The organism is Bacillus siamensis, assembly GCF_051628075.1.
In the GTDB taxonomy this organism is placed as follows: Bacteria; Bacillota; Bacilli; order Bacillales; family Bacillaceae; genus Bacillus; species Bacillus siamensis.
On sequence record NZ_CP155579.1, the window covers coordinates 613,946 to 639,757 of the forward strand.

The following is a 25,812-nucleotide window of genomic DNA, read 5'->3' on the forward strand; positions in this document are numbered from 1 at the left end:
GAAGATAAAGGGGACAAGTATTATGACTAAACACATATGTATTATTAATCGCTGGTCAGTAGGGTGGGATTCTGAAAAACCTGATTATGAAAAGATAATGAATCATAACGAATATAAAGTAAGTTATATTGTTGACGCTGAAGGTAATAAGGGTTTAACTCAAAATATTTTAGAAAATTCTATCATAGAGCTTGTTGAGGATATTAACTCTTTGGATAACATTCGTACAGCATTTGAAACGATTGAAAAAAAAGGTGGAAGTATAGATCGGTTAATAGCTCTGAGTGAATGGGATATATTGAATTCAGGGAAATTAAGAGATGAAAAGGGATTAGAGGGTCTATCTTTTGAACAGGCTCTAAATGCCAGAGATAAGGTAAGGATGAAAGAGATTGTCAGCCAATCTGGCTTAAGAACTCCTAAATTTAGTAAATGTGATAGTGTAGAGGAGTTAGAACAATTTATTAACCAAGCAGGCTTTCCTATTGTCATAAAGCCTAGGAGAATGGCTGCTAGTAAAGGAGTTCATATTCTTCATAATCAAGAGGAGTATGACGAAATATTGCCACACATAGAATTTAAGGACTTGGAATGCGAGGAATATTGTGAGGGAACAGTATTTCACGTTGATGGATTAGTAAAGGATAATCAATTAAAATTTTGTATTCCGTTTCGGTATATCAATCCGCCAATAAAATTCTTTCAACAAAGTCCATTGGGATCGGTTTCTGTAGATAAGAATGAGACTATGTTATATGAGGGGCTCATCGACTTTACCCAAAAGACCGTTAATGCCTTGGGAATAAACAATACTATGTTCCATCTTGAAATAATTGCAGATGAGAAAAGTGACAAGCTCGAACCTATTTTTATGGAAATTGGAGCCCGTATGGGAGGAGCAGATATCCCAAGATGTGTAAGTCTATTGATTGGCAGAGATGCTGTAACTGATCAGTTAAAAGTTGAATTAGGGGAAGAAGTTTCGGATGTGCGGCTGGATGAAGGAGTATCTTCAGGCTATCTCTTAATTCCTTTTCCAGCAGAACTGCCTTGTTTAATGGAAAAAAACACTTCATTTAAAGGGAAATTGTCAACTTTAGTAGAAGAGTATTTACGGAGTAAAGGAGAAGTACTGGATGGAAGCGGCGGATATTTGAAGATTCCGGCCAGATACATCTTTAAAGGGGAAACAAATCAAGTTTATAAAGATGTCATGAATGCTATAAAAGAACATCAGTATGAATATAAAAGCTTTGTAAAACAGTAATATTACAATAAAAAATAATTTTATAAGATTCATTAACTTGAGTTTTGGAAGGGGAAGATTAAATTGTCAACCTTGCTTACCGAAGAAAAAAGTTTGTCTCTAGGTATGAGTGAAGGTGTAGTTTTAGAAATATCACAGGCTGAAAAAGAACTGATTGAGAACTTAATTAAGGAAATTAATTTCAATCCAAATGTTATTAATAATTCTGCCCTAAATAGATTACAATTTGTTTCGCATAATCTTCCAGACAGAGTAAAGAGTGCTCTAATTAATTTTAAGCGAAATTCTAACAGAGAAGGAACGATTTTATTTAGAAACTTGCCTACAGACGATAGTTTACCTCAGACTCCTGATGATGGCAATCCCTCTTTGGATAAGATCTCCTTTGTTAGTGAATTATGTCTCATGCTATTCATGCTGTATATGGGTGAGCCGATTGGGTATGCTGATGAAAAAAATGGACAACTCATTCATGATATTTGTCCGATTAAGGGGAAAGAAAGCGGTTTGGAAAACTCTGGATCGAAAGTCTTTTTTACTTATCATACTGAAGACGCTATACATCCATACAGACCTGATCACCTTGCTTTATATTGCTTACGATCAGACCATAAAAACGAAGCACAAACAGAAACTGCTTCTATAGTTAATGCTTTAGAATTACTGCCAAGTTCAGTAGTATTAACATTAAGAGAGCCTCTGTATAAATTAAGCCCGCCTGCTTCATTTAATTCGGATGACTTATCAAAGATCATACCCGTGCTTTCAGGCAGTATTCAAGCACCAGAAATGGTCATTCATTGTTCCTTAATGGAAGGAATAACTGAAGAAGCAAAATGGGCATTGGAATTATTAAAAGAAGCATTAAGTAAGGTTTCTATAAAAGTACCTCTCTGTCCTGGGGACCTTATTATTATCGACAACAGATTAGCAGCGCACGCTCGCTCATCCTTTACCCCACAATACGATGGGAATGATCGTTGGCTTCAAAGAATGTTTACAGTGAATGATCTAGGCCGATCTAGTTTTAGCAGAAGCCCTGGCAGTCATGTATGCATACCTCTAAAATATGAACTCAAATTAAAGTAAATTATCGTTTTATGCAGTTAGCTTAATATAAAATTCTTAAATCATACACTTAGAATAAATTTTATTGTTTAACTAAGTGTATGGTTTATTTAAATTGTTAACCTCTAAGATATTAACAAGGAGAGAACCAGAATGAATAATAGTGAGGTTTATAAAATTGGAATTCTTGCAGGGATGGGACCAAGATCAACAGGTCCATTTTTAGAATCTGTTCTGGACTGCTGTGAAAATTTATATGGAGCAAAGTTCGATAATGATTTTCCCCATATGATAATATATTCGCTGCCAACACCTTTTCATCCTAAAAAAGCGATTGATGACAGCGAGATGTTAAAGGCATTAAAAGTCGGAATTGACTCACTAAACAATTCTAATTGTTCGATTATAGCAATACCTTGTAACGTGGTTCATTCATATTATAAAGAATTGTGCCAAATGACAAGTATACCCATATTAAATATAATTGATGAAACAGTAAATGAATTAGAAAATGAAGGAAATGAAGTCGGCTTACTTGCTACAAGAGGGACTGTGGAAAGCAATTTATATCAAGAAAAACTAAAGTTAAAAGGTAAAAATGTATTTTGGAACGATGAGTATCAAAAAAGAGTTGATGAATTAATTTTAAAAACTAAAACATTAGGAGTTTGTTCAAAAGTAACGGATGAATGGAAAACGATAGAAGATATTCTTTTAACAGAAGGGATAAATGAAGTAGTTTGTGCTTGTACTGATTTATTTTTTTGTACGAATCATACTAAACTCAAGATATATGATTCTTCTCAGATATTAGCGAGAAGACTAGTAGAAAGATATATAAAAGAGGGCTTGGAGAGTGGGAAGAATGAATAGTACCTTGAAAGTTGGGGTTTCGGCTATTTCTAAAAATATCTCTCCTTTTAATATTTATTCATGTGATTATGAAATATGCAGAGCTCTTTTTCCTCCATTATTTAAGATGTCCAAAGAAGGGCATTTATTGCCTAACATTATTGAACAATGGGAAATTAATGATTGTGATAATGAATACCTCCTTGTACTTAGAAAAGATATTTACTTTCACAATGACAGAAAAGCTTTAGCTCGAGATATTGAGTTTTCTTTATGCAGAGGAATGATGAAGGGGGCAAGATCTACCTTTTCAGAATTACTATCCGATATAGAAGGTTACGAAGAGGTAAGTCAGACAAATAAATATGTTCCGAATATGTGTTCCGGCATAAAGGTTATTGATGATTACAGACTAAAAATAAAATTGAAACATCTAAATTTGCTTTTTCTAAAATACTTCACTCGAAGTGCCTTAAGTATTGTTCCGCGAGAAGAGTTTTTAGAAAATGATCTCTGGGTGTGGAAAGACAACCCCATAGGAGTTGGAGCTTACTGCTATGAAAGCCTAAGTGAAGACTCTAAGGTTTTGACTTTAAAAAAGAATGAGGATTACTTTGAGGAAAGAATCGATTCTTTTGACAAATTACAGTTTGTGGTATATACAGACGTAAGTCAAGTTGATTTATTAGCCGAAGTGGAAAATCAAACAGAAAACGAGTTTGACATTTTGAAAAGCCCTATAAGCGTCACAATAGCTATAGAATATTTTGTTTTACATGATAAAGATAAGATGTGGAAGGAATTAAGAAGTTTAATTAACTTAGCATTAAACAAAGAAGATATATTATCCAGCATACCGAAAACAGAGAGGTCAATATATTCGCCTGCTCATAGTTTCTTACCTGAAACTATATTGGATGTGCCTAATCATGAGGAAGAATTAATAAATTTTAATTTTCAAGCTGCTAAGGAAAATTATCTTTTGAAATGGGGGTATATCCCTCAATTAAGTATCATTGTTTACAATAATTATAGTGAACACTCTCATTTGCGTAAAATGCAGAACAAGCTATATCATTTATTGAGTGCAAAAGGATTCGACGTAGTTAAAACAGAACTTTCTTCCTTACATGAAAGCCTTTTAGATACTCAGCAGCATATATTAGTCAGTTCCTCAAGTTTTAACTATAATGATCCGGAAGATTTATCTTTATTTTTCAGCAGTGATAAAGAAATCTATCGTGCGAATACTGGAACTCTTATGAATATTAGAGGTCTCCTCAAAGATGCGAAAAAAGAAATTAATATGAATAAGAGAAATAAAATGTATAGAAAAGTAGAAGAGTTAGTTATAGAAAACAGCTTAGTGTTTCCGATAGCTTTAACCTATGAATCTTATCTATTTCGTAAATCCAAAATGGATGGAAAAAGTTTTTTTGATCAATTTTATCAGCCTGCATATGAATACATAAAACCATTAACATTGGAAACGATGTAATCCTAAGGTGAACTTAACCATTGAGTTGCAAATCTGCCTTGCTTGGATTGATACAGTCACGGCGTGTGATCGGTCTCCTTATTTTGAAAAGAATCGTCCTACTCTTTGACAGTGGCTTCGATGTAACGGACATTTCAGCTTATAAACAGACGATCGAAAAATCTCGGCGTCAGCCGTTTAAAAGATATTAAAGCGAGATATCTTGGCAGCTCCGTTCATATTGATCTCGTCATTGAAGTGCCGTCTGATCTGAATATTAAAGAGAGCCATGATTTCGCAAATGAGGCAGAACGCAGGATGAAAGAGGAACACGCCATCGGCCATTCACATGTTCATATGGAGCCTCTCCAGCTGAAATAAAGCTTCCTTTTTAAAGGGAGCTTTTTTGCTTTTTCGGACTGGACACAATTCGCTGAAACGTTTTTTTATACTGATTATATTTTGTGGTAAAGTTAGGTTACAATAATTGAAATTTGAGAGATGACTAGGGGGAGAAGAATGGCTTATAAAGAAGAGCTGCATCCGCTGCTGGAGAAAGCCGTTGAGCATATTGAAAACATCATCATAGGAAAACGGGACATCGCCATACTCAGCCTGGCCGCCATTCTCGCAAAAGGGCATGTGCTGCTGGAAGACGTGCCGGGAGTCGGAAAAACGATGATGGTCCGCGCTTTGGCCAAGCTGATCGGTGCTGACTTTAAGAGGATTCAATTCACGCCGGATCTTCTGCCGTCAGATGTGACGGGTGTCTCTATTTATAATACGAAAACGATGGAATTTGAATACCGCCCCGGACCAATTATGGGGAACATCGTGCTGGCCGATGAAATTAACAGAACCTCGCCGAAAACGCAGTCTTCTTTGCTTGAGGCGATGGAAGAGGGTAATGTCACGATTGACGGAAAGACAATGCGGCTGGCTGAGCCGTTTTTCGTCATGGCGACACAAAACCCGGTTGAATATGAAGGAACGTATCCGCTTCCTGAAGCGCAGCTTGACCGGTTTTTATTTAAGCTGCGCATGGGCTATCCGACTGCCGAGGAGGAGCTTCGGGTTCTGTCTTTGCAGGAAGGGCGCAATCCGCTCGAAACACTCGAGCCCGTCATTTCTAAAGAACAGTTCATCACCCTCCAGCAAAAACTGGAGCAGGTGCGGGTAGATGATGGAATTAAAGCGTATATCGTCGGCATCACTCAGCATACCCGCCGGCATCCTTCCGTCCATTTGGGCGTAAGTCCGCGCGGTTCGATCTCATTAATGAAAGCCGCGCAGGCGTACGCGCTGCTTCATGACCGCGATTATGTTATTCCTGATGACGTCCAGTATTTGGCTCCGTATACGCTGCCGCACAGAATGATCTTGACTGCCGATGCGAAATTTAATGATGTCACGCCGGAAGCGGTTATCGCAGACATCATGCAAACGGAAAAAGTTCCCGTTCAAAGGATGTCGGTCCGCTAATGAGAAAGAAAGTACATTGGCTGTTATACGGCTGGAAGCTGCTTATTTTGGCCGTACTGATGGCGGCGGTCTTTTCTTATGCCATGTTCCAGGGCGGATTTGTGAGCTGGTTTTTATTTTATGCGTTTTTGCCGTTTACCGTTTACGCCGGGCTGGTCGCCGTGTATCCGCTGCGGGCGTTTCAGGCGGCGCGTGAGATTTCTTCCGCCCGGTTAACCTCTGGTGACAGACTGTCTGTCACCATCAGGCTGACGAGACGCCTGCCGTTTCCGCTGACATATATGGTCATTGAAGACGTGATGCCGGAAACGCTCGGCGAGAGGCGCAGTGCAAAACAGCTCATATTTCCGTGGTTTCAAAAGAAGCTGACGTTACAATATGAGCTGCCGCAGGCGCCACGCGGGGAGCATCATTTCCATACGATAAGAGTGCGGACGGGAGATGTTCTCGGGCTCTTGGACAAGACGGCTTCATTTTCCGTAACGGACACGGTCTTAGTATTCCCGGCGTACGGGTCTGTTCATGATAAGCAGCAGGCTGCATCAGGCGAAGAGGGTGCGGGTGCCGGCACGCCGTTTCAGGTTCACCGCTCCGCAATAGCCGCGGGCGTCAGAAATTATCAGCCGGGCGACCGGTTTTCCGCTCTCGACTGGAAAACGTCCGCGCGCCGCAATGAACTGATGACGAAGGAATTTGACCCGCTGCAGAGCACGGATATGATTTTCGTTTTGGACTGCAATCCGTCTCCTTCATTTGAAGCCGCGGTGTCAGCCTCAGCATCTCTGCTTTACACCGCGCTTGTGAAGGGCTCTCCCGCAGGATTTATTTCATTAGGGAGCGACCGGACTGTTTTTCCCGTCCGGGAGGGAGAAGAGCATTTCAGAAATGTGCTGCGTTACCTGGCATCAGCTTCTGAATCGGAAGAAGCTGGTGCAGGCGGGCGTTTAGGAAAAGAGCTGGCGGATCCGCGCGTCCGCAAGGCTTTTATTGCCGTCGTGACGGGCAGTCTTACAGAAGATCTCCTCAAACAGGCTGAGTCCGTCCGCGCTGACATGACGGTGTTTTTGGCGAAAGAAACGAATGCCGTGCTTTCTGAAAAAGAACGGAATCTCGCTCTCATCTTCGCTCAAAAGAATATCAAGGTGCAAATGATCAGGGACAAACGGGTGTCCCATGTTGTTTAGAAAGAGAGGTGGCGCGCCATGCCGCATGACGAGAACCAGGGAAGCAGGCTGAGTCTGCTGCTGTTTTATTTTCTCGCTTTTTTATTGTTGTGGGAATGGCTCAGGCCGCTGCACAATTTTACGGATACAAAGCATACCGGTTTTTTCATCGTCTTTATCGGTTTGGCATTTCTGCTGTCATTCTTCCGGATGAGGTGGTACGTCACCGTGCCGTCCTGCATTCTGTTTACGTTGATCAGTATTCACATGCTGTTTTATAAAGGGTCGGTTTTTCAGCCGGAATGGCTTGCTTCTTTTTTGCGGGACGTGATGCTGAATGTCCGGCACATCGGAACCGGAAGATGGAATGATATGAACCCGTCATTCCGCACATTGCTGTTTTTTGTGCTTTTATGGCTGCTTGTGTATTTGCTGCATTATTGGGTGATCTATCAGCGGAAAATCTTATTCTTTTTTATCATGACGGTGGCGTATATTACCGTACTTGATACATTTACTCCTTATGATGCCGCATACGCTGTCATCCGGATTGTCTTTATCGGCTTTTTGATGATGGGGCTTTTGTATATGGAGCGCATCCGCCTGACAGAACACATAGCATTTAAAAAAAGATTGATTATCAAATGGTTTCTGCCGCTGGCGCTGTTTATCTGCGCTTCCGTCGTGTTCGGTCTGGCGGCTCCGAAATCAGATCCGAATTGGCCGGACCCCGTGCCGTTTCTGAAAAAAATAACAAATCACAAAGAAGTGCCCGCCGCTGAAAGCAAAATCGGCTACGGCAATCATGATGAAACATTGGGCGGCCCTTTTCAGCAGGACGATACGCCGGTTTTTACATGGAAGGGAAAAGAGCGGTCGTACTTCCGGGTGGAAACGAAAGATACATATACGGGAAAAGGCTGGGTGGAGACCGACCAGGGCATGTCCTATAAACTGAACGGCGGCAATGTGGAAGACATATGGTTTGATCGGAGTGTGCAGACGAGACGCTATACGGCGCAGGTGTCCATTGATGAAAATTATCTTTATAATCACGTCATGTATCCGATCGGCCTCTCCAATATTAAACCGAAGCACTCGATTCAGCTTGAAATGAACGGAAACACCGAGCAAATCACGCCGATCAGTGAACAAGTGGGCAACATCCGCAATATGGGACGGTACACGGTGACTTTTCACGCGCCCGTCTTTAAGCTGAATGATCTCAGAAAAGTGAAAGTGAAACGATACCGTGAGCAGAACCAATTCAATGATCGGTATTTACAGCTTCCGGACAGCGTTCCGGAAAGAGTGAGACAGCTTGCGGACAGGCTGACGCGGAATCATCATAATATGTTTGATAAAGCGAAGGCCGTCGAGGACTATCTGGGATCTTCCGCATTTTCGTATGATACGCAGGATGTCGCCATTCCGGAGCACAATCAGGATTATGTCGATCAATTTCTGTTTGAAACGAAAAGAGGATATTGTGATAACTTTTCATCGGCTATGGCCGTGCTGCTCCGATCTGCGGGAATTCCCGCCCGTTGGGTGAAGGGTTATACATCCGGCGAGTATAAAGGCGCAGGCGACCATAACGGCCACATTTATGAAGTCACAAACAACAACGCCCATTCGTGGGTTGAAGTGTATTTTCCCGATCAGGGCTGGGTGACGTTTGAGCCGACGAAAGGCTTCACCAATCCGACGGAGTTTACGTCAGAGCAAAATCAAACAGCTGGAAAAGACAGCGGAAGCTCAGCGGGGAATTCGGATACACCGTCTGACAAGCAGCGTCAGGAAACAAAGCCTGAAAAAGAAGAAGTACCGAAAAAGCGGGAGAACAGTGCGGCACCGCATCCTGTGATCCGCAACAATACCGCGGCACAGCTGTGGCCGTATGCAGCCGTCATCATCGTGATTTCAGCCGCGGCGGCGCTCGCCTGGCTGCTCCGCGCGCGCTGGATTCCGTACGCTGCAGCAGCCAGACTGAAGCGACGTACGGATGAAGACGTCTTTTTCGACGCATATGCCGCGCTGCTCCGCCAGCTGAAACGAAAAGGATTCAGCAGAGGAGACGGAGAAACGCTGCGCGATTTTGCCGCGAGGATTGACGAGGCATACGGTACAAACGACATGTCCGAGCTGACGCTGCGCTATGAGCGGGCCTTATACCGCAGGGATAATGCCGCGGAGCTTTGGAATGAATCGGGACAGTTGTGGGAAAATATAATTAAAACAAGATAGTCTTGACCGTATATCGTCCTGTTGTTAGAATAAATGAATGTTAAATGGGAGCCCGGGAGCGTTAAAAAGCCGGGCTTCCGGACAAGTCTTGCGCGACAGAGGGCTGAACGTTTGTCCTCCGTTTTTTCTGTGTCAAAAACTTAGAGGAGATTAGGTGACAACCATGACGAAGTTAGTGAATGAAATGATTCTTGTTCTTGATTTCGGCAGTCAGTATAACCAGCTGATTACCCGCCGGATCCGTGAATTTGGCGTATATAGCGAGCTGCATCCCCATACGTTGACAGCTGAGGAAATCAAAGAAATGAATCCAAAAGGAATTATCCTTTCAGGCGGACCGAACAGTGTATATGATGAAGGATCTTTCCGCTGTGACGAAAAAATCTTTGAACTCGATATTCCTGTATTAGGCATCTGCTACGGCATGCAGCTGATGACTCATTATCTCGGAGGGAAAGTCGAGGCGGCAAGCCAGCGCGAATACGGAAAAGCGAACATTCAGATTCAAGGAACTCCTGATTTGTTCAAAGATCTTCCGGAAGAACAGGTTGTGTGGATGAGCCACGGCGATTTGGTTGTAGAAGTTCCTGAAGGCTTCACTGTTGACGCAACAAGCCATCACTGCCCGAATTCAGCGATGAGCAAAGCGGACAAGAATTGGTACGGTGTTCAGTTCCACCCGGAAGTGCGCCACTCTGAATATGGCAATGATCTTCTGAAAAACTTTGTATTCGGCGTTTGCGATTGTGAAGGCAAATGGTCAATGGAAAACTTTATCGAAATCGAAATGCAAAAAATCCGCGAAACAGTCGGAGACAAGCAGGTTCTTTGCGCGCTAAGCGGCGGTGTAGATTCCTCTGTTGTGGCTGCTTTGATTCATAAAGCGATCGGCGACCAGCTGACTTGTATTTTCGTCGATCACGGCCTGCTTCGTAAAGGCGAAGCGGAAGGCGTCATGAAAACGTTCAGCGAAGGCTTTAATATGAATGTCATTAAAGTTGATGCGAAAGACAGATTCTTAAACAAGCTGAAAGGTGTTTCTGATCCTGAGCAAAAACGCAAAATCATCGGCAACGAATTCATTTACGTGTTTGATGATGAAGCGGACAAGCTTAAAGGCATCGATTACCTTGCGCAAGGAACGCTTTACACGGATATTATCGAGAGCGGTACTGCAACGGCGCAAACGATCAAATCTCACCACAATGTCGGCGGACTTCCTGAAGACATGCAGTTTGAACTGATCGAGCCGCTGAACACCCTTTTCAAAGATGAAGTGCGCGCGCTTGGCACAGAGCTCGGTCTTCCGGATGATATCGTATGGCGTCAGCCGTTCCCTGGCCCTGGCCTTGGCATCCGCGTACTTGGCGAAGTAACGGAAGAAAAACTTGAAATCGTTCGGGAATCAGACGCGATTCTGCGTGAAGAAGTGGCGAACCACGGCCTAGAGCGCGACATCTGGCAATACTTCACGGTTCTTCCTGACATCCGCAGCGTCGGCGTCATGGGAGATGCGAGAACGTATGATTACACAATCGGTATCCGTGCCGTAACATCAATCGACGGTATGACATCTGACTGGGCGCGTATCCCTTGGGATGTGCTTGAAGTGATTTCAACACGGATCGTCAACGAAGTGAAACACATCAACCGCGTCGTTTATGACATTACGAGCAAGCCGCCTGCAACGATTGAGTGGGAATAAATCAAGATAAAAAACGCCTCTTTTTAAAAAGAGGCGTTTTTTTTTCATCTTTTTGAAACCGTTTTGGCCCGATTCATATCTAACAGCATAGGAGGTGGATAAGGTGAAGGAAGAACGATTGATCAAAAAGGCGAAAAAAGGTGATGCCTCAGCCTTTGATAAACTGATCACAACCCATCAAGATACTTTATATAAAACAGCTTATCTCTATTTGCATCACAAAGAAGATACGCTGGACGCAGTGCAGGAAACGGCTTACAAGGCTTTTCTTCATATCGCGCAGCTGAAGGAGCCGAAATATTTTAAAACGTGGCTGATCCGGATTTTGCTTAATACGATTTTCGCGATGAGGAAAAAGAACGGAGACGTCATTCCGTTTGAGCCGCAACATGATACACGCGCGGAGAATAAGGACATTGAAGAATACATAGATCTTCGGAATGCCATGGAAACGCTTGACGAACATATACAGCTGACCATTCAGCTTTATTATTTTCAAGATTTCTCGATTGCCATGATCGCTGAACAGACCGGTATGGCGGAAGGCACTGTAAAAACGCATCTCCACAGAGCGAGAAAAGCATTGAAGCAGGAGCTGGAAAAGGAGGATAAACAAATATGGAAAAGCATCAAATGAAGCAATTGTATCAGGACATTGACGTGCCGAAAGCTGAATTGAAAAACGTGATACATAGCGCCGCTGTCCGTGCCGGAAAAGAAGGCGCCGTCAGACGGAGATGGGGACGAAAAGTGATAAACGGCCTCGCGGTTGCTGCTGCTTTGTTTATTCTGTATCTGTCCTCAGGCTTGTTCATGCCCTCCGTTAATACGGCTATGGGAAACATCCCTGTTGCCGGGCAGATTTACAGGGTATTTCAGGATAAAGCAGGTTCTGCGCTGTTTAAAAGCAATTTGGTGACAAAACTGAACGAGAAAGCGGAATCGCGCGGGATTACAGTTACAGTGAAAAGTGTGTATTACGACAGCGGACAGCTCGTTTACAATTTTACCGTTGACAATTTGAAATCTGATGAGGAGGATATTCCTTTTGAAGTCGATTATAAAGACAGCCGGAATATATTATCTTTGGATTATGACAGTCAGGGCATGAAAAAAATGAAAGACGGGCAGTACGGCGGGCAGCTTCGCTTTTTTGCGGACGGCCCAAAGATGAAAGACGGTGATAAGCTTCCGCTTGTCATTACACAAATCAAGGATATTCCCGGAAACTGGCGCTTTACACTCCCGATTAAAAAACAAAAGTCCGTTTCTCTTGAAGGAACGAAAGCTGTGAATGTAAATCACGGACTATACCGTTTTTTCGATATCCGGGCGGAAAACGGAACGATGGGATCGGCTCTCTTATTTTCAGTCGACTTTCAAGATGCAGCTAAAAATGATACCATCTCGATTCACGAAGCAACGGATGATGCAGGAAACCATTATGAAATGACGATGGCGGCTATTGAACTTGGCAGCAGGAAGAACCTTCCCGGCGGCGGGAAAAGAGTACGCGGCCAAACTCAATTCAGCAAACCGATAGACCCGAAAGCGAAAACACTTTTCATAACGGGTGATGTAAAATCAGAATCAGAGCCGGGAGAAATCGTCCCTCTGAAAACAAAATTGCCCGCCAGCTATGAAACGAAACATCATCATGTCGGCATCACCATCAAAAGGATCAAACAGCAAGGCAGACGGGTAATCGTTGATTATCAATTCACCGGTATCAATTACAGCAAGGCGGATGAAAATCAACTGATGAATACTGGTGAATCAATCGGTCTCGGCAATACGAAAAAAATGAAAACCTGGCCATCGCTTAATGAGTATGAAAAAGGCTATTATCTGAAAGGGAATAAGGCGAAAGTCACGAATCTTAAAACGGGTGAAATGGAATCCGTTTTTGAATTAGATGATTCATCCGATAAAGGCTATTCATTGCGCGATTTCTCGTTCGGTTCGTATGCTTTGTACGTCAATCAAACGGTTATGAACTCGCTGGCGGATGACAAGGGGATCACATTCTCGGTGCCGGTGCGGCCTGCGGACGGAAAATGATGTCAGGAAGGCGGCTTTTGCCGTCTTCCATTATTGGTCAATTAACGAATAAACTAATTTTTTGAAACAAGATTGTTCGTTTTTTTATTGAGTTTTCAAAATTGAATTGATACAATAGACTCAGAAATCAAATATGCAGATATCGTATAATGGCGGGGATATGGCCCGCAAGTTTCTACCAAGCTACCGTAAATGGCTTGACTACGGATCAATCTCAATCGTTTGATATAAATAATCCATTCTTATTTATTCAGACTGAACGTATGTAGTCAAGCGTCCCAAATGTATTTGGGGCGTTTTTTATTTGGCGGATAACGGGCAGAATAAATGGGAGAGAATGAAGGAGGCAATTGGCTTGAAGCAATTTTTTCAGTTTGATGAGCTGGGGACAAGCTATCGTAATGAAATCATCGGCGGTTTAACGACCTTTTTGTCAATGGCGTACATTCTGTTCGTCAATCCGCTGACATTGTCTTTAAACGGTGTGAAAGGATTTCCGGAAGCATTAAAAATTGATCAGGGCGCGGTGTTCACCGCTACAGCCCTTGCGTCTGCGGCCGGATGTATTTTAATGGGGCTCATTGCAAAGTATCCGATCGCGATTGCGCCGGGTATGGGATTAAACGCGTTTTTTGCTTTCTCTGTCGTCCTCGGCATGGGGATTTCATGGCAGGCTGCGCTTTCCGGCGTCTTGATTTCCGGAATTATCTTCGTGGCGCTTTCGCTGACGGGATTGCGGGAAAAAATCATTAATGCGATTCCGCCTGAGCTGAAATTGGCGGTCGGCGCGGGTATCGGTTTATTCATTACATTTGTCGGTTTGCAGGGTTCGGGCATTATTGAAGCGAACTCATCGACTTTGGTATCTATCGGCAATATTCACAGCGGGCCTGTGCTGCTGACGGTTTTCGGTGTTATTGTGACGGTCATTCTGATGGTGCTTCGCGTAAACGGCGGCGTGTTTATCGGAATGCTTCTGACGGCGGTTGCCGGTATGATCTGCGGGCTGATTCCGGTTCCGACACACATTGTCGGCAGCGTGCCGAGTCTTGCGCCGACTTTCGGACAGGCGTGGATGCACCTTCCGGATATCTTCTCCGTACAAATGCTGATTGTCATTTTAACTTTCCTGTTCGTCGGATTTTTCGATACGGCCGGTACGCTGGTGGCTGTAGCGACACAGGCCGGACTGATGAAGGAAAACAAACTTCCGCGCGCAGGAAGAGCGCTTTTGGCAGATTCAACTTCAATCGTTATCGGAGCCGTGCTCGGTACGTCTACAACGACTTCTTATGTTGAATCAAGCTCAGGTGTTGCGGCGGGAGCGCGCTCCGGCTTCGCGGCTGTTGTGACGGGCATTCTCTTTATGCTGGCGATGTTTTTCTCGCCGCTTCTGTCAGTTGTCACCACGAATGTGACGGCTCCGGCTTTGATTATCGTCGGCGCGCTGATGGTGGCGCCGCTCGGTAAGATTGCCTGGGATAAATTCGAGGTGGCTGTGCCGGCATTTTTAACGATGATTATGATGCCGCTGACGTACAGCATTGCGACGGGGATTGCGATCGGTTTTATTTTCTACCCGATTACAATGATCTGCAAAGGAAAAGGAAAAAGCGTTCACCCGATTATGTACGGGCTGTTCGTCATCTTTATCCTGTATTTCATCTTCTTGAAATAACGGAAAAACCGGCTGAGGACAGCCGGTTTTTTGTTTTTGTCCTATTCCGTAAAACCAATACATACTATAAAACGTCATGTGGGTGTCCGGGTGAAGAAAACCGCTTGACTGTTTAAGGACGCTTCGGTACCTTATATAAGTGTTTTATTTTCTTGCTTAACAAATTCCGCCGTATTTTTTTGATAGGAGTTGCTGACATGACGGAAGAAAGAAAAGAAACGTTGGAAGAAGAAAAACAGCATCAGGGAACTGATGAAGAACCGCTCTCGAGAATGTCCAGAAAAGCGGGACGTTATCAAAAGCAAAAGAAGAAAGAAAAGGAACGGCGCCCGGCTCCGGCTTTTACGGAAAAACTCGCTTCTGTATGGGCCGCGGTCAAACGTTATTGCCGTTTCGCATTGCGCATTTTGACATCACCGGTGAAGGTCGTTGGAGAAGACGGCTTTTCCCGCTTTAAATATGCTCTTATTTCAATGCTTGTATTCAGTATTTTTTTCTCAATCGGAAATTGGTTTCAGCTGAGGGCGAGCCAGCAGAGACCGCTCGGATACGGGGAACGGCATCACACGTTTTTTGACGGCTTTACCGTCGTTCTCGTGTATTCGCTCGTCTTTTTTGCCGCTGCGGCCGGCGCGGTCTGGCTTGTATCACGCTATCTGCTGAAACAGAAAATTACGATGCGGGATGCGGCCGCGGGAGTCGGCTCACTTCTTGTTCCGGCTGTCGTCTGCTCTATCGTGTGGATGATTTTCGCGATATTGAATCTGCCGGTTATCACCGTGGTGTTTACGGCGCTGACCTTATTTCTCGCTGCATCGGCGATGGTGCAGTTTGTGCAGATTCTGTACAAATCGGCTGAGAATCCTGCCGTCGACGTGATGTACTGTATTTCTGCGGCGGTCATCATCATGCTCGTCTTTACGGCTGTGACATGGCCGCTTATTTCAGAGTACTTTACTGCCTCGCTGATCCCTTTGTAAGTCGAAATTTGTCTTTCACAATGTTTACAAATATTTCTAATATAGCGTGTTGTTTTGAAAAGCCGTCCGATATATGATGGGAGCAACAGAAATTGGAAAGCGGCATTAATCTTTATGATTCGGAAAGGATGATGAGGATGGCCCCGTTGTTGCGAGAAGCCATTAATCGGAAAAAACAGCATCTGAGGACAAAGCTGATCCGCTCAGGGTTATACCAAAACCATGTTCAGGAACTGTCCGGATACACGCTGAGCGAGCTTGAAAAGGAATATGAAGCGGTCAAACGATTGAAGAAAGCTGAGCTTCACTGAAAAGAGTTTGAAAGTCTGCCTTGGGGCGGGCTTTTTTTTCTTTTGAAAATGATCAAAAGAGGGTAAACTATCCTTAATTGAAAGATTGGCTTTTCAAATTATCAGAGGAGGGGGAATCAATGATGCAGACGATTTTATCCAACAGTATAGGTATGGTTCTCATTATTCTCATCATTAATATTATATATGTCTCGTTCTTTACGATCAGGATGATCCTTACATTAAAGGGGCAGCGCTATTTCGCAGCAGGCATCAGTACGGTTGAAATCCTTGTGTATGTGACCGGCTTGAGTCTCGTGCTCGGCAATCTGAATCAGATTCAAAACGTCATTGCCTACGCGCTCGGCTACGGCCTCGGTGTCATAGTGGGAATGAAAATTGAAGAAAAACTGGCGCTCGGCTACATAACAGTCAACGTCATTACGAAAGAGCTTGATCTGGACCTGCCGAAACAGCTTCGGGAAAAAGGATACGGAGTCACAAGCTGGGTCGCGGGCGGCCTTGAAGGGGACCGGACCGCCATGCAGATTCTGACGCCGCGCAAATATGAGCTTCAGCTGTATGATACGATTAAAACGCTCGATGAAAAAGCGTTTATCATCGCTTTTGAGCCGAAAGCGATCCATGGCGGATTCTGGGTGAAAGCAGTGAAGAAGAGGAGAATTAAGGAATGACAAAGCCAAAGAAGAAACGGTTTGAAGTAACGGAACATGAAACGATCGACACCATTCTCACTTTAATGAAGGAAGAGGGCTATATGCCCGTCCGGCGGATGGAAGAGCCGATCTTTACAGAAAAGAAAGAAAATGGATCAATTCAAGTTGTTCCTTGCGGGAAAAAAATCGTATTTGAAGGGAAATTGATCTAAACACGAACATTAAAAGAAAGAATTTTTATATCGTTCGATAATGTCGTTGACATTATCCAAGTCCGTTGTTAAGATAAACATGAAATCAAAACACGACCTCATATAATCTTGGGAATATGGCCCATAAGTTTCTACCCGGCTGCCGTAAACGGCCGGACTATGCAGGAAAGTGATAAACAGCTGACATGGATATCGCAGAAGCGAACGACTGACGATACGCGCGCCATGCCCGGTTTGTATTGCTTCCTCATAGTTGCAATATAAGCCGGGCTTTTTTTTCTGAAAAACAAAGCATGAGAAGGTGGGAACAGAATGCAGCCGCTAGCAGGAATCATCATGGGAAGCACCTCCGATTGGGAGACAATGAAACATGCATGCGACATACTTGACGAACTTCACATTCCTTATGAAAAACAGGTAGTATCCGCGCATCGGACGCCTGATTTGATGTTTGAATATGCAGAAAGCGCAAGGGACAGGGGTTTAAAAGTCATTATTGCCGGAGCCGGGGGAGCGGCGCATCTGCCGGGTATGACGGCGGCCAAAACGACACTGCCGGTGATCGGCGTACCGGTTCAGACGAAATCACTTAACGGGCTTGATTCTCTTCTGTCTATCGTACAGATGCCCGGCGGCGTGCCGGTCGCGACGACGGCGATCGGGAAAGCGGGCGCAGTGAACGCGGGTCTGTTAGCCGCGCAAATTTTGTCGGCATTTGACGGTGATATTGCGGATAAACTAGAGGCGAGAAGAAATGCGACAAAACAAACGGTGCTGGAAAGCAGTGATCAGCTTGTCTGATAAAAAAACGATTTTTCCCGGCGCCGTCATCGGCATTATCGGAGGCGGACAGCTCGGAAAAATGATGGCTGTCGCCGCAAAACAGATGGGTTATAAAGTCGCAGTCGTCGATCCCGTTAAAGACTCGCCATGCGGACAGATCGCCGATATTGAGATTACCGCCCAGTATAATGACCGTGAAGCGATTCAAAAATTGGCCGGAGTCAGCGACATCATTACGTACGAATTTGAAAACATCGATTACGAGGCGCTCAACTGGCTCAAAGAACATGCATACCTTCCCCAAGGAAGCGAGCTGCTGCTTATCACCCAAAACAGGGAAACGGAAAAAAAGGCGATCCAGTCAGCCGGATGTCAGGTCGCTCCTTATCGGATCGTAAACAGCAGACGGGAGCTTGAGGAAGCCGTTCAGTCATTGGGGCTTCCGGCAGTGCTGAAAACATGCCGCGGCGGATATGACGGCAAAGGCCAATTTGTCATTAAGGAAGAAGGACAGACAGATGAAGCGGCCGCGCTGCTAGAAAACGGCACGTGCATACTGGAAAGCTGGGTGTCATTCCGGATGGAGCTTTCCGTTATCGTGACAAGATCGGTGCACGGAGAGATTTCAACCTTTCCGGCTGCTGAAAATATCCACAAAAATAATATTCTGTTCCAAAGCATCGTGCCCGCGAGAGCGGAGGAAACGGTTCAGAAGCGGGCAGAGGCGCTTGCCGTTCAGCTCGCGGAGAAATTGGAGCTTGTCGGGCCGCTTGCGGTGGAAATGTTCGTCACAGAAGACGGAGACCTTTTGATCAATGAACTGGCGCCGCGTCCTCACAATTCGGGGCATTATACGCTCGACCTTTGTGAAACGAGCCAGTTCGAACAGCACATCAGAGCGGTCTGCGGACTTCCTCTCGGCCGAACCGATCTGCTCAAACCGGGAATGATGGTGAATCTTCTCGGTGATGAAGTGAAGCTTGCGGAGGAGCATACGGAGCTTTTAAAAGAAGCCAAACTGTATCTCTACGGAAAACATGAGATTAAAAAAGGCCGCAAAATGGGGCATATAACGTTTTTGCGGGAGCCTGATGAAAAATGGATTCAGGACATCACGAACATATGGATGAAAAGAGACGGAGGACGAGCATAATGATCGAACGTTATTCAAGACCTGAAATGTCCGCGATCTGGACGGACGAAAACAGATACCAGGCATGGCTGGAAGTCGAGATTTTAGCCTGTGAAGCCTGGGCTGAGCTTGGCGTCATTCCGAAAGAAGATGTTAAAGTCATGCGTGAAAACGCGTCTTTCGACATCAACCGCATTTTGGAAATCGAGCAGGATACGCGCCATGACGTCGTGGCATTCACCCGCGCGGTTTCAGAATCATTAGGCAAAGAAAGAAAATGGGTCCACTACGGCCTGACGTCAACAGATGTCGTGGATACCGCTCTTTCCTATCTATTAAAACAGGCGAATGAGATTTTGCTCAAGGACATTGAGAGATTTGTTGACATTATAAAAGAAAAAGCGAAAGAACATAAATACACGGTCATGATGGGCCGCACGCACGGCGTACACGCGGAACCGACGACATTCGGCCTGAAGCTCGCACTTTGGCACGAAGAAATGAAACGCAACCTTGAACGTTTCAAGCAGGCAAAAGAAGGGATCGAAGTCGGGAAGCTTTCCGGCGCGGTCGGCACGTATGCAAATATTGATCCGTTCGTAGAGCAGTATGTCTGTGAAAAACTCGGCCTGAAAGCGGCGCCGATTTCCACTCAGACATTGCAGCGCGACCGTCATGCGGATTATATGGCGGCACTGGCTTTGATCGCGACGAGCATTGAAAAATTCGCAGTGGAAATCCGCGGTCTGCAAAAGAGTGAAACACGTGAAGTGGAAGAATTTTTTGCAAAAGGACAAAAAGGTTCATCGGCTATGCCTCATAAACGGAATCCGATCGGGTCGGAAAATATGACGGGCATGGCGCGCGTGATCCGCGGGTACATGCTGACGGCATACGAAAATGTTCCGTTATGGCATGAGCGTGATATTTCTCATTCATCAGCTGAACGTATCATTCTTCCAGACGCGACAATCGCGTTGAATTACATGCTGAACCGTTTCAGCAATATCGTCAAAAACTTAACGGTATTCCCGGAGAATATGAAACGCAACATGGACCGCACACTCGGTTTAATCTATTCTCAGCGCGTGCTGCTCGCTTTAATCGACACGGGTCTGCCTCGTGAAGAAGCATATGACACGGTTCAGCCGAAAGCGATGGAAGCGTGGGAAAAACAAGTGCCGTTCCGCGAGCTTGTCGAAGCGGAGGAGAAAATCACGTCCCGTCTTACACCGGAACAGATTGCCGATTGCTTTGACTACAATTATCATTTGAAAAACGTCGACTTGATCTTTGAGCGTTTAGGTTTATAGAAGAAGCCAGCCAGGGGCGGCTTCTTCAGCCGCTATAGATTGAATATTCCCAACATTCGGGTTAGGAGGCCTTCCGTGAATATTATGAACAATAATCTTCTTTATGAAGGAAAAGCGAAACGTATTTATCAAACAGAAGACGAACAGATTCTCCGCGTGGTCTACAAGGATTCCGCAACAGCTTTTAATGGTGAGAAAAAAGCGGAGATCAGCGGAAAGGGCCGTCTGAACAATGAAATTTCAAGCCTGATTTTCAAACATCTGCATGCTAAAGGAATTGACAATCACTTTGTAGAGCGCCTTTCAGAATCAGAGCAGCTTATCAAAAAGGTAAGCATCATTCCGATTGAAGTCGTGGTCAGAAACTTTGCCGCCGGAAGCATGTCGAAACGCCTCGGCATCCCGGAAGGAACTGAGCTTCCGCAGCCGATTATCGAATTTTACTATAAAGACGACGCACTCGGTGATCCGCTCATTACCGAAGACCATATCTGGCTCTTGAAAGCGGCGGTTCCTGAGCAGGTCAAAACGATCAAATCAATTACAAAACAAGTGAATCCAGAACTTCAGCATATTTTTGAAGACTGCGGTGTCAGATTAATAGATTTTAAGCTGGAATTCGGCTTAGACGCAGAGGGACGGGTGCTTTTAGCAGATGAAATTTCTCCTGACACGTGCCGTCTGTGGGATAAAGACACGAACGAAAAGCTTGATAAAGATTTGTTCAGACAGAACCTGGGAAGCTTAACCGACGGATATGAAGAGATTTTCAAAAGACTGGGAGGCATTTCATCATGTATAAAGTGAAAGTTTATGTCAGCTTAAAAGAAAGTGTGCTCGATCCTCAAGGAAGCGCGGTGCAGCATGCACTGCACAGCATGACCTACAATGAAGTGCAGGACGTGCGAATCGGAAAATACATGGAGCTGACGATCGAAAAATCTGACCGTGATCTTGACGCGCTCGTGAAAGAAATGTGTGAGAAGCTCCTAGCCAATACAGTCATTGAAGACTACCGATATGAAGTTGAGGAGGTTGTCGCACAGTGAAATTTGCGGTGATTGTGTTACCCGGCTCCAACTGTGATATTGATATGTTCCACGCCGTGAAGGACGAACTCGGCGAAGAAGTCGAGTATGTCTGGCACGAGGAAACAAGCCTTGACGGATTTGACGGCGTGCTCATCCCCGGCGGCTTCTCTTACGGCGATTACCTGAGATGCGGCGCCATCGCCAGATTCGCAAACATCATGCCGGCGGTGAAAAAAGCGGCTGCTGAAGGCAAACCGGTTCTCGGCGTCTGCAACGGATTCCAGATTTTGCAGGAGCTCGGACTTCTGCCCGGCGCCATGAGACGCAACAAAGATTTAAAATTCATCTGCCGCCCGGTTGAATTAATCGTGCAGAACGGCGAAACAATGTTCACATCTTCTTATAAAGAGGGACAATCGATTACGATTCCGGTTGCCCACGGCGAAGGCAATTTCTACTGTGATGACGAAACGCTTGAAAGATTAAAAGAAAACAATCAAATCGCCTTCACATACGGCAGCGATATTAACGGAAGCGTAAGCGGCATTGCCGGCGTCGTGAATGAGAAAGGCAACGTATTAGGCATGATGCCTCACCCGGAGCGTGCGGTCGATGAACTGCTCGGCAGCGCAGACGGTCTTGCATTGTTCCAGTCTATTGTGAAAAATTGGAGGGAAACTCATGTCGCTACTGCTTGAACCAAGTAAAGAACAAATAAAAGAAGAGAAACTCTATCAGCAAATGGGTGTCAGTGATGACGAGTTTGCACTGATTGAATCGATTATCGGAAGATTGCCGAACTATACGGAAATCGGGATTTTTTCCGTGATGTGGTCAGAGCACTGCAGCTATAAAAACTCAAAACCGGTTTTACGCAAATTCCCGACTAGCGGCGAACGCGTGCTGCAGGGTCCCGGAGAAGGCGCGGGAATCGTTGACATCGGTGACAATCAGGCGGTCGTGTTCAAAATTGAATCGCATAACCACCCGTCAGCACTTGAGCCATACCAAGGTGCTGCTACGGGAGTGGGCGGCATCATCCGTGACGTTTTCTCAATGGGCGCCCGTCCGATAGCTGTATTAAACTCTCTTCGATTTGGTGAACTCACTTCACCTCGAGTGAAGTACTTGTTTGAAGAAGTAGTGGCGGGAATCGCGGGATACGGAAACTGTATCGGCATTCCGACCGTCGGCGGAGAAGTGCAGTTTGACGCGAGCTATGAGGGCAACCCGCTTGTCAATGCAATGTGCGTCGGCTTAATCGATCATAAGGATATTAAAAAAGGCCAGGCGAAAGGTGTCGGCAACACGGTCATGTATGTGGGCGCTAAGACGGGGCGCGACGGCATCCACGGCGCTACTTTCGCATCAGAAGAAATGTCAGATTCATCTGAAGAAAAACGATCCGCGGTGCAGGTCGGCGATCCTTTCATGGAAAAACTTCTCTTGGAAGCCTGCCTTGAAGTCATTCAGTGCGACGCGTTAGTCGGCATTCAGGATATGGGGGCGGCCGGTCTGACAAGTTCAAGTGCGGAAATGGCAAGCAAAGCCGGCTCCGGTATTGAAATGAACCTTGACCTCATTCCGCAACGGGAAACAGGTATGACCGCTTACGAAATGATGCTTTCCGAGTCTCAGGAACGCATGCTTCTCGTCATTGAACGCGGACGTGAACAGGAAATTGTCGATATTTTTAATAAATATGATCTAGAAGCGGTTTCCGTGGGTCATGTTACGGATGATAAAATGCTCCGCCTCCGCCATAACGAAGAGGTTGTTTGCGAACTTCCGGTCGACGCGCTGGCGGAAGAAGCGCCTGTGTACCACAAGCCGTCAGCGGAACCCGCGTACTACCGAGAGTTTCAGGAAACGGAAGTTCCCGCGCCTGAAGTGAAAGATGCGACAGAGACGCTTTTTGCCCTGTTGCAGCAGCCGACAATCGCCAGCAAAGAGTGGGTGTACGATCAATATGACTACATGGTGCGTACAAACACGGTTGTGGCTCCGGGATCTGATGCGGGAGTGCTCAGAATCCGCGGCACAAAAAAAGCGCTGGCGATGACGACGGATTGCAACGCCCGCTATTTATATCTTGATCCGGAAGAAGGCGGAAAAATCGCTGTTGCCGAAGCGGCGCGCAACATCATTTGCTCAGGTGCAGAACCGCTTGCGGTCACGGATAATCTGAATTTCGGAAATCCGGAGAAACCGGAAATCTTCTGGCAAATCGAAAAAGCAGCCGACGGCATCAGCGAGGCGTGCAATGTGCTCAGCACTCCGGTTATCGGCGGTAACGTATCACTTTATAATGAATCGAACGGAACGGCCATCTATCCGACGCCTGTTATCGGCATGGTCGGCTTAATTGAAGATACGGCTCATATTACGACACAGCATGTCAAAGCGGCCGGAGACTTGATTTACGTCATCGGTGAAACGAAGCCTGAGTATGCAGGCAGTGAACTTCAGAAAATGACTGAAGGAAAAATCTATGGCCGAGCGCCTGAAATTGATCTGGACGTTGAAAAAGCCCGCCAAACATCACTTCTTAACGCCATTAAACAAGGTCTGATCCAATCCGCGCATGACGTGTCAGAAGGCGGCTTGGGCGTGGCGATTGCGGAAATCGTCATGACGACGGAACACCTTGGCGCGAACGTGACTGTAGAAGGGGAAGCGGCGTTATTATTCTCTGAGTCTCAATCCCGCTTTGTCGTTTCCGTGAAGAAAGAAAACAAGGCGGCGTTTGAAGCGGCTGCGGCAGATGCCGTTCACATCGGTGAAGTGACAGGAGACGGACAGCTGACGATCCGAAGCCAAGAAGGACAACAATTGGTTCACGCGCAAACGAAAGAACTTGAGCGCGCGTGGAAAGGAGCTATTCCATGCTTGCTGAAATCAAAGGCCTGAATGAAGAATGCGGTGTGTTTGGCATCTGGGGTCATGAAGAGGCTCCGCAGATTACGTATTACGGCCTGCACAGTCTGCAGCACAGAGGACAGGAAGGCGCCGGCATCGTGGCGACCGACGGCGAAAAACTGACGGCGCATAAAGGGCAGGGGCTTATTACCGAGGTTTTTCAAAACGGCGAACTGAGCAAAGTGAAGGGAAAAGGCGCGATCGGCCACGTCCGCTATGCGACGGCCGGCGGAGGCGGATATGAAAATGTCCAGCCGCTCCTGTTCCATTCTCAAAACAACGGCAGCCTCGCGCTCGCCCATAACGGCAACTTGGTCAACGCTACACAATTGAAGCAGCAGCTTGAAAACCAAGGGAGCATCTTTCAGACTTCCTCCGATACGGAAGTGCTGGCTCATCTGATTAAACGCAGCGGCCACTTTTCGCTGAAGGATCAGATCAAAAATTCGCTGTCCATGCTGAAAGGCGCTTACGCCTTTTTAATCATGACAGAAACAGAGATGATTGTAGCGCTTGATCCGAACGGACTCAGACCGCTCTCGCTCGGCATGCTCGGCGACGCTTACGTCGTGGCATCAGAAACATGCGCATTCGATGTGGTCGGCGCGGCATACCTTCGCGAGGTAGAGCCGGGTGAAATGCTGATCATCAATGATGAAGGCATGAAATCAGAGCGTTTCTCCATGAATATCAATCGTTCTATCTGCAGCATGGAGTACATTTATTTCTCAAGACCTGACAGCAATATCGACGGCATTAACGTGCACAGCGCCCGGAAGAATCTCGGGAAAATGCTTGCCCAGGAGTCCGCGGTTGAAGCGGATGTCGTCACAGGCGTGCCTGATTCCAGTATTTCTGCCGCCATCGGCTATGCCGAGGCAACGGGCATTCCGTACGAACTCGGTCTCATTAAAAACCGTTATGTCGGCAGAACGTTTATCCAGCCGTCACAGGCTCTCCGTGAGCAAGGCGTGAGAATGAAGCTGTCGGCCGTACGCGGTGTTGTTGAAGGAAAACGGGTCGTCATGGTTGATGATTCCATCGTGCGCGGAACGACAAGCCGCCGGATTGTTACAATGCTCAGAGAAGCGGGAGCAACAGAGGTGCATGTCAAGATCAGTTCACCGCCGATCGCCCATCCGTGCTTCTACGGCATTGACACATCAACCCATGAGGAGCTGATCGCTTCCGCCCATTCCGTGGAAGAAATCCGCCAGATCATCGGTGCCGACACGCTGTCTTTCTTAAGTGTAGACGGATTGTTAAAAGGAGTCGGCCGAAAATTTGAAGACACCAATTGCGGACAATGCCTCGCTTGTTTTACGGGCAAATATCCGACGGAAATTTATCAGGATACAGTGCTTCCTCACGTAAAAGAAGCGGTGCTGACAAAATAAAGTTTGAAAATGATATAAAGGCAGCGCGAGTTCAGGCTGCCTTTCTCTTTCTGCCTTTAAGGAGAAACGAATTAACAA

Annotated in this window: 23 protein-coding genes, 1 pseudogene and 2 riboswitches; all 24 genes and pseudogenes read left to right on the forward strand. The window is 45.7% G+C overall.

The window, feature by feature from the left end; translation table 11 throughout:
• The first annotated feature begins 22 nt into the window (after positions 1–22).
• The 24 genes and pseudogenes from ABDB98_RS03240 (at position 23) to purF (ending at position 25,734) form a co-directional block, all read left to right on the forward strand.
• On the forward strand, positions 23–1,267 hold the full coding sequence (locus tag ABDB98_RS03240; RefSeq protein WP_438421351.1) for an ATP-grasp domain-containing protein: 1,245 nt from the start codon (positions 23–25) through the stop codon (positions 1,265–1,267).
• Positions 1,268–1,330: 63 nt separating this feature from the next.
• Positions 1,331–2,356, forward strand: a complete 1,026-nt coding sequence (locus ABDB98_RS03245; protein ID WP_438421352.1) for a TauD/TfdA family dioxygenase — start codon at positions 1,331–1,333, stop codon at positions 2,354–2,356.
• 132 nt (positions 2,357–2,488) lie between these two features.
• Positions 2,489–3,208, forward strand: a complete 720-nt coding sequence (locus tag ABDB98_RS03250; RefSeq protein WP_060963411.1) for an aspartate/glutamate racemase family protein — start codon at positions 2,489–2,491, stop codon at positions 3,206–3,208.
• Positions 3,201–4,685 (forward strand): ABC transporter substrate-binding protein, encoded by a 1,485-nt coding sequence (locus tag ABDB98_RS03255; RefSeq protein ID WP_438422106.1) that lies wholly within the window; start codon positions 3,201–3,203, stop codon positions 4,683–4,685. The genes ABDB98_RS03250 and ABDB98_RS03255 overlap by 8 nt, the downstream gene beginning before the upstream one ends.
• Before the next feature lie 19 nt (positions 4,686–4,704).
• A pseudogene (locus ABDB98_RS03260) lies at positions 4,705–5,045 on the forward strand (cation transporter dimerization domain-containing protein); the annotation flags it as partial.
• A gap of 138 nt (positions 5,046–5,183) precedes the next feature.
• The gene (locus ABDB98_RS03265; protein WP_438421353.1) at positions 5,184–6,146 is read left to right on the forward strand and encodes an AAA family ATPase; all 963 of its coding nucleotides are present in this window, start codon (positions 5,184–5,186) and stop codon (positions 6,144–6,146) included.
• Complete coding sequence (locus ABDB98_RS03270) at positions 6,146–7,330, forward strand: DUF58 domain-containing protein (RefSeq protein WP_438421354.1); 1,185 nt, start codon at positions 6,146–6,148, stop codon at positions 7,328–7,330. The genes ABDB98_RS03265 and ABDB98_RS03270 overlap by 1 nt, the downstream gene beginning before the upstream one ends.
• Positions 7,331–7,348: 18 nt before the next feature.
• On the forward strand, positions 7,349–9,556 hold the full coding sequence (locus ABDB98_RS03275) for a DUF4129 domain-containing transglutaminase family protein (RefSeq protein WP_438421355.1): 2,208 nt from the start codon (positions 7,349–7,351) through the stop codon (positions 9,554–9,556).
• A 163-nt stretch (positions 9,557–9,719) separates the two neighbouring features.
• Positions 9,720–11,261 (forward strand): glutamine-hydrolyzing GMP synthase, encoded by a 1,542-nt coding sequence (gene guaA, locus ABDB98_RS03280; RefSeq protein WP_007408887.1) that lies wholly within the window; start codon positions 9,720–9,722, stop codon positions 11,259–11,261.
• 103 nt (positions 11,262–11,364) lie between these two features.
• Positions 11,365–11,898 carry a sigma-70 family RNA polymerase sigma factor gene (locus ABDB98_RS03285; protein WP_438421356.1) on the forward strand — a complete coding sequence of 178 codons (534 nt, stop codon included), beginning with the start codon at positions 11,365–11,367 and terminating at the stop codon, positions 11,896–11,898.
• On the forward strand, positions 11,880–13,322 hold the full coding sequence (locus tag ABDB98_RS03290) for a DUF4179 domain-containing protein (protein WP_438421357.1): 1,443 nt from the start codon (positions 11,880–11,882) through the stop codon (positions 13,320–13,322). Before ABDB98_RS03285 ends, ABDB98_RS03290 begins: the two co-directional genes overlap by 19 nt.
• Before the next feature lie 122 nt (positions 13,323–13,444).
• Positions 13,445–13,546, forward strand: a riboswitch (purine riboswitch).
• Between the two features lie 131 nt (positions 13,547–13,677).
• Positions 13,678–15,000, forward strand: coding sequence for an NCS2 family permease (locus ABDB98_RS03295; RefSeq protein ID WP_060963404.1), 1,323 nt, complete (start codon positions 13,678–13,680; stop codon positions 14,998–15,000).
• Positions 15,001–15,197: 197 nt separating this feature from the next.
• On the forward strand, positions 15,198–15,980 hold the full coding sequence (locus tag ABDB98_RS03300) for a hypothetical protein (RefSeq protein ID WP_045926631.1): 783 nt from the start codon (positions 15,198–15,200) through the stop codon (positions 15,978–15,980).
• 137 nt (positions 15,981–16,117) lie between these two features.
• On the forward strand, positions 16,118–16,291 hold the full coding sequence (locus tag ABDB98_RS03305) for a Fur-regulated basic protein FbpA (protein WP_076982558.1): 174 nt from the start codon (positions 16,118–16,120) through the stop codon (positions 16,289–16,291).
• A 119-nt stretch (positions 16,292–16,410) separates the two neighbouring features.
• The gene (locus tag ABDB98_RS03310) at positions 16,411–16,965 is read left to right on the forward strand and encodes a DUF2179 domain-containing protein (protein WP_016937019.1); all 555 of its coding nucleotides are present in this window, start codon (positions 16,411–16,413) and stop codon (positions 16,963–16,965) included.
• Complete coding sequence (locus ABDB98_RS03315) at positions 16,962–17,159, forward strand: NETI motif-containing protein (protein WP_003155772.1); 198 nt, start codon at positions 16,962–16,964, stop codon at positions 17,157–17,159. The genes ABDB98_RS03310 and ABDB98_RS03315 overlap by 4 nt, the downstream gene beginning before the upstream one ends.
• 78 nt (positions 17,160–17,237) lie before the next feature.
• A riboswitch (purine riboswitch) is annotated at positions 17,238–17,339 on the forward strand.
• 132 nt (positions 17,340–17,471) lie between these two features.
• On the forward strand, positions 17,472–17,960 hold the full coding sequence (purE, locus tag ABDB98_RS03320) for a 5-(carboxyamino)imidazole ribonucleotide mutase (RefSeq protein WP_003155768.1): 489 nt from the start codon (positions 17,472–17,474) through the stop codon (positions 17,958–17,960).
• The gene (gene purK / locus ABDB98_RS03325; RefSeq protein ID WP_045926633.1) at positions 17,914–19,095 is read left to right on the forward strand and encodes a 5-(carboxyamino)imidazole ribonucleotide synthase; all 1,182 of its coding nucleotides are present in this window, start codon (positions 17,914–17,916) and stop codon (positions 19,093–19,095) included. The genes purE and purK overlap by 47 nt, the downstream gene beginning before the upstream one ends.
• Positions 19,095–20,387, forward strand: a complete 1,293-nt coding sequence (purB, locus tag ABDB98_RS03330) for an adenylosuccinate lyase (RefSeq protein ID WP_438421358.1) — start codon at positions 19,095–19,097, stop codon at positions 20,385–20,387. Before purK ends, purB begins: the two co-directional genes overlap by 1 nt.
• Positions 20,388–20,462: 75 nt before the next feature.
• Positions 20,463–21,194: a phosphoribosylaminoimidazolesuccinocarboxamide synthase gene (gene purC / locus ABDB98_RS03335; RefSeq protein ID WP_060963400.1), complete on the forward strand. Its 732-nt coding sequence runs from the start codon at positions 20,463–20,465 to the stop codon at positions 21,192–21,194.
• Entirely contained in the window at positions 21,182–21,436 is a 255-nt protein-coding gene (gene purS / locus ABDB98_RS03340) for a phosphoribosylformylglycinamidine synthase subunit PurS (RefSeq protein WP_003155758.1), read from the forward strand. The genes purC and purS overlap by 13 nt, the downstream gene beginning before the upstream one ends.
• The gene (gene purQ / locus ABDB98_RS03345) at positions 21,433–22,116 is read left to right on the forward strand and encodes a phosphoribosylformylglycinamidine synthase subunit PurQ (protein WP_016937015.1); all 684 of its coding nucleotides are present in this window, start codon (positions 21,433–21,435) and stop codon (positions 22,114–22,116) included. Before purS ends, purQ begins: the two co-directional genes overlap by 4 nt.
• Entirely contained in the window at positions 22,100–24,328 is a 2,229-nt protein-coding gene (purL, locus tag ABDB98_RS03350) for a phosphoribosylformylglycinamidine synthase subunit PurL (RefSeq protein WP_438421359.1), read from the forward strand. The genes purQ and purL overlap by 17 nt, the downstream gene beginning before the upstream one ends.
• Positions 24,304–25,734, forward strand: coding sequence for an amidophosphoribosyltransferase (gene purF / locus ABDB98_RS03355; RefSeq protein ID WP_060963397.1), 1,431 nt, complete (start codon positions 24,304–24,306; stop codon positions 25,732–25,734). The genes purL and purF overlap by 25 nt, the downstream gene beginning before the upstream one ends.
• Positions 25,735–25,812: the final 78 nt, after the last annotated feature.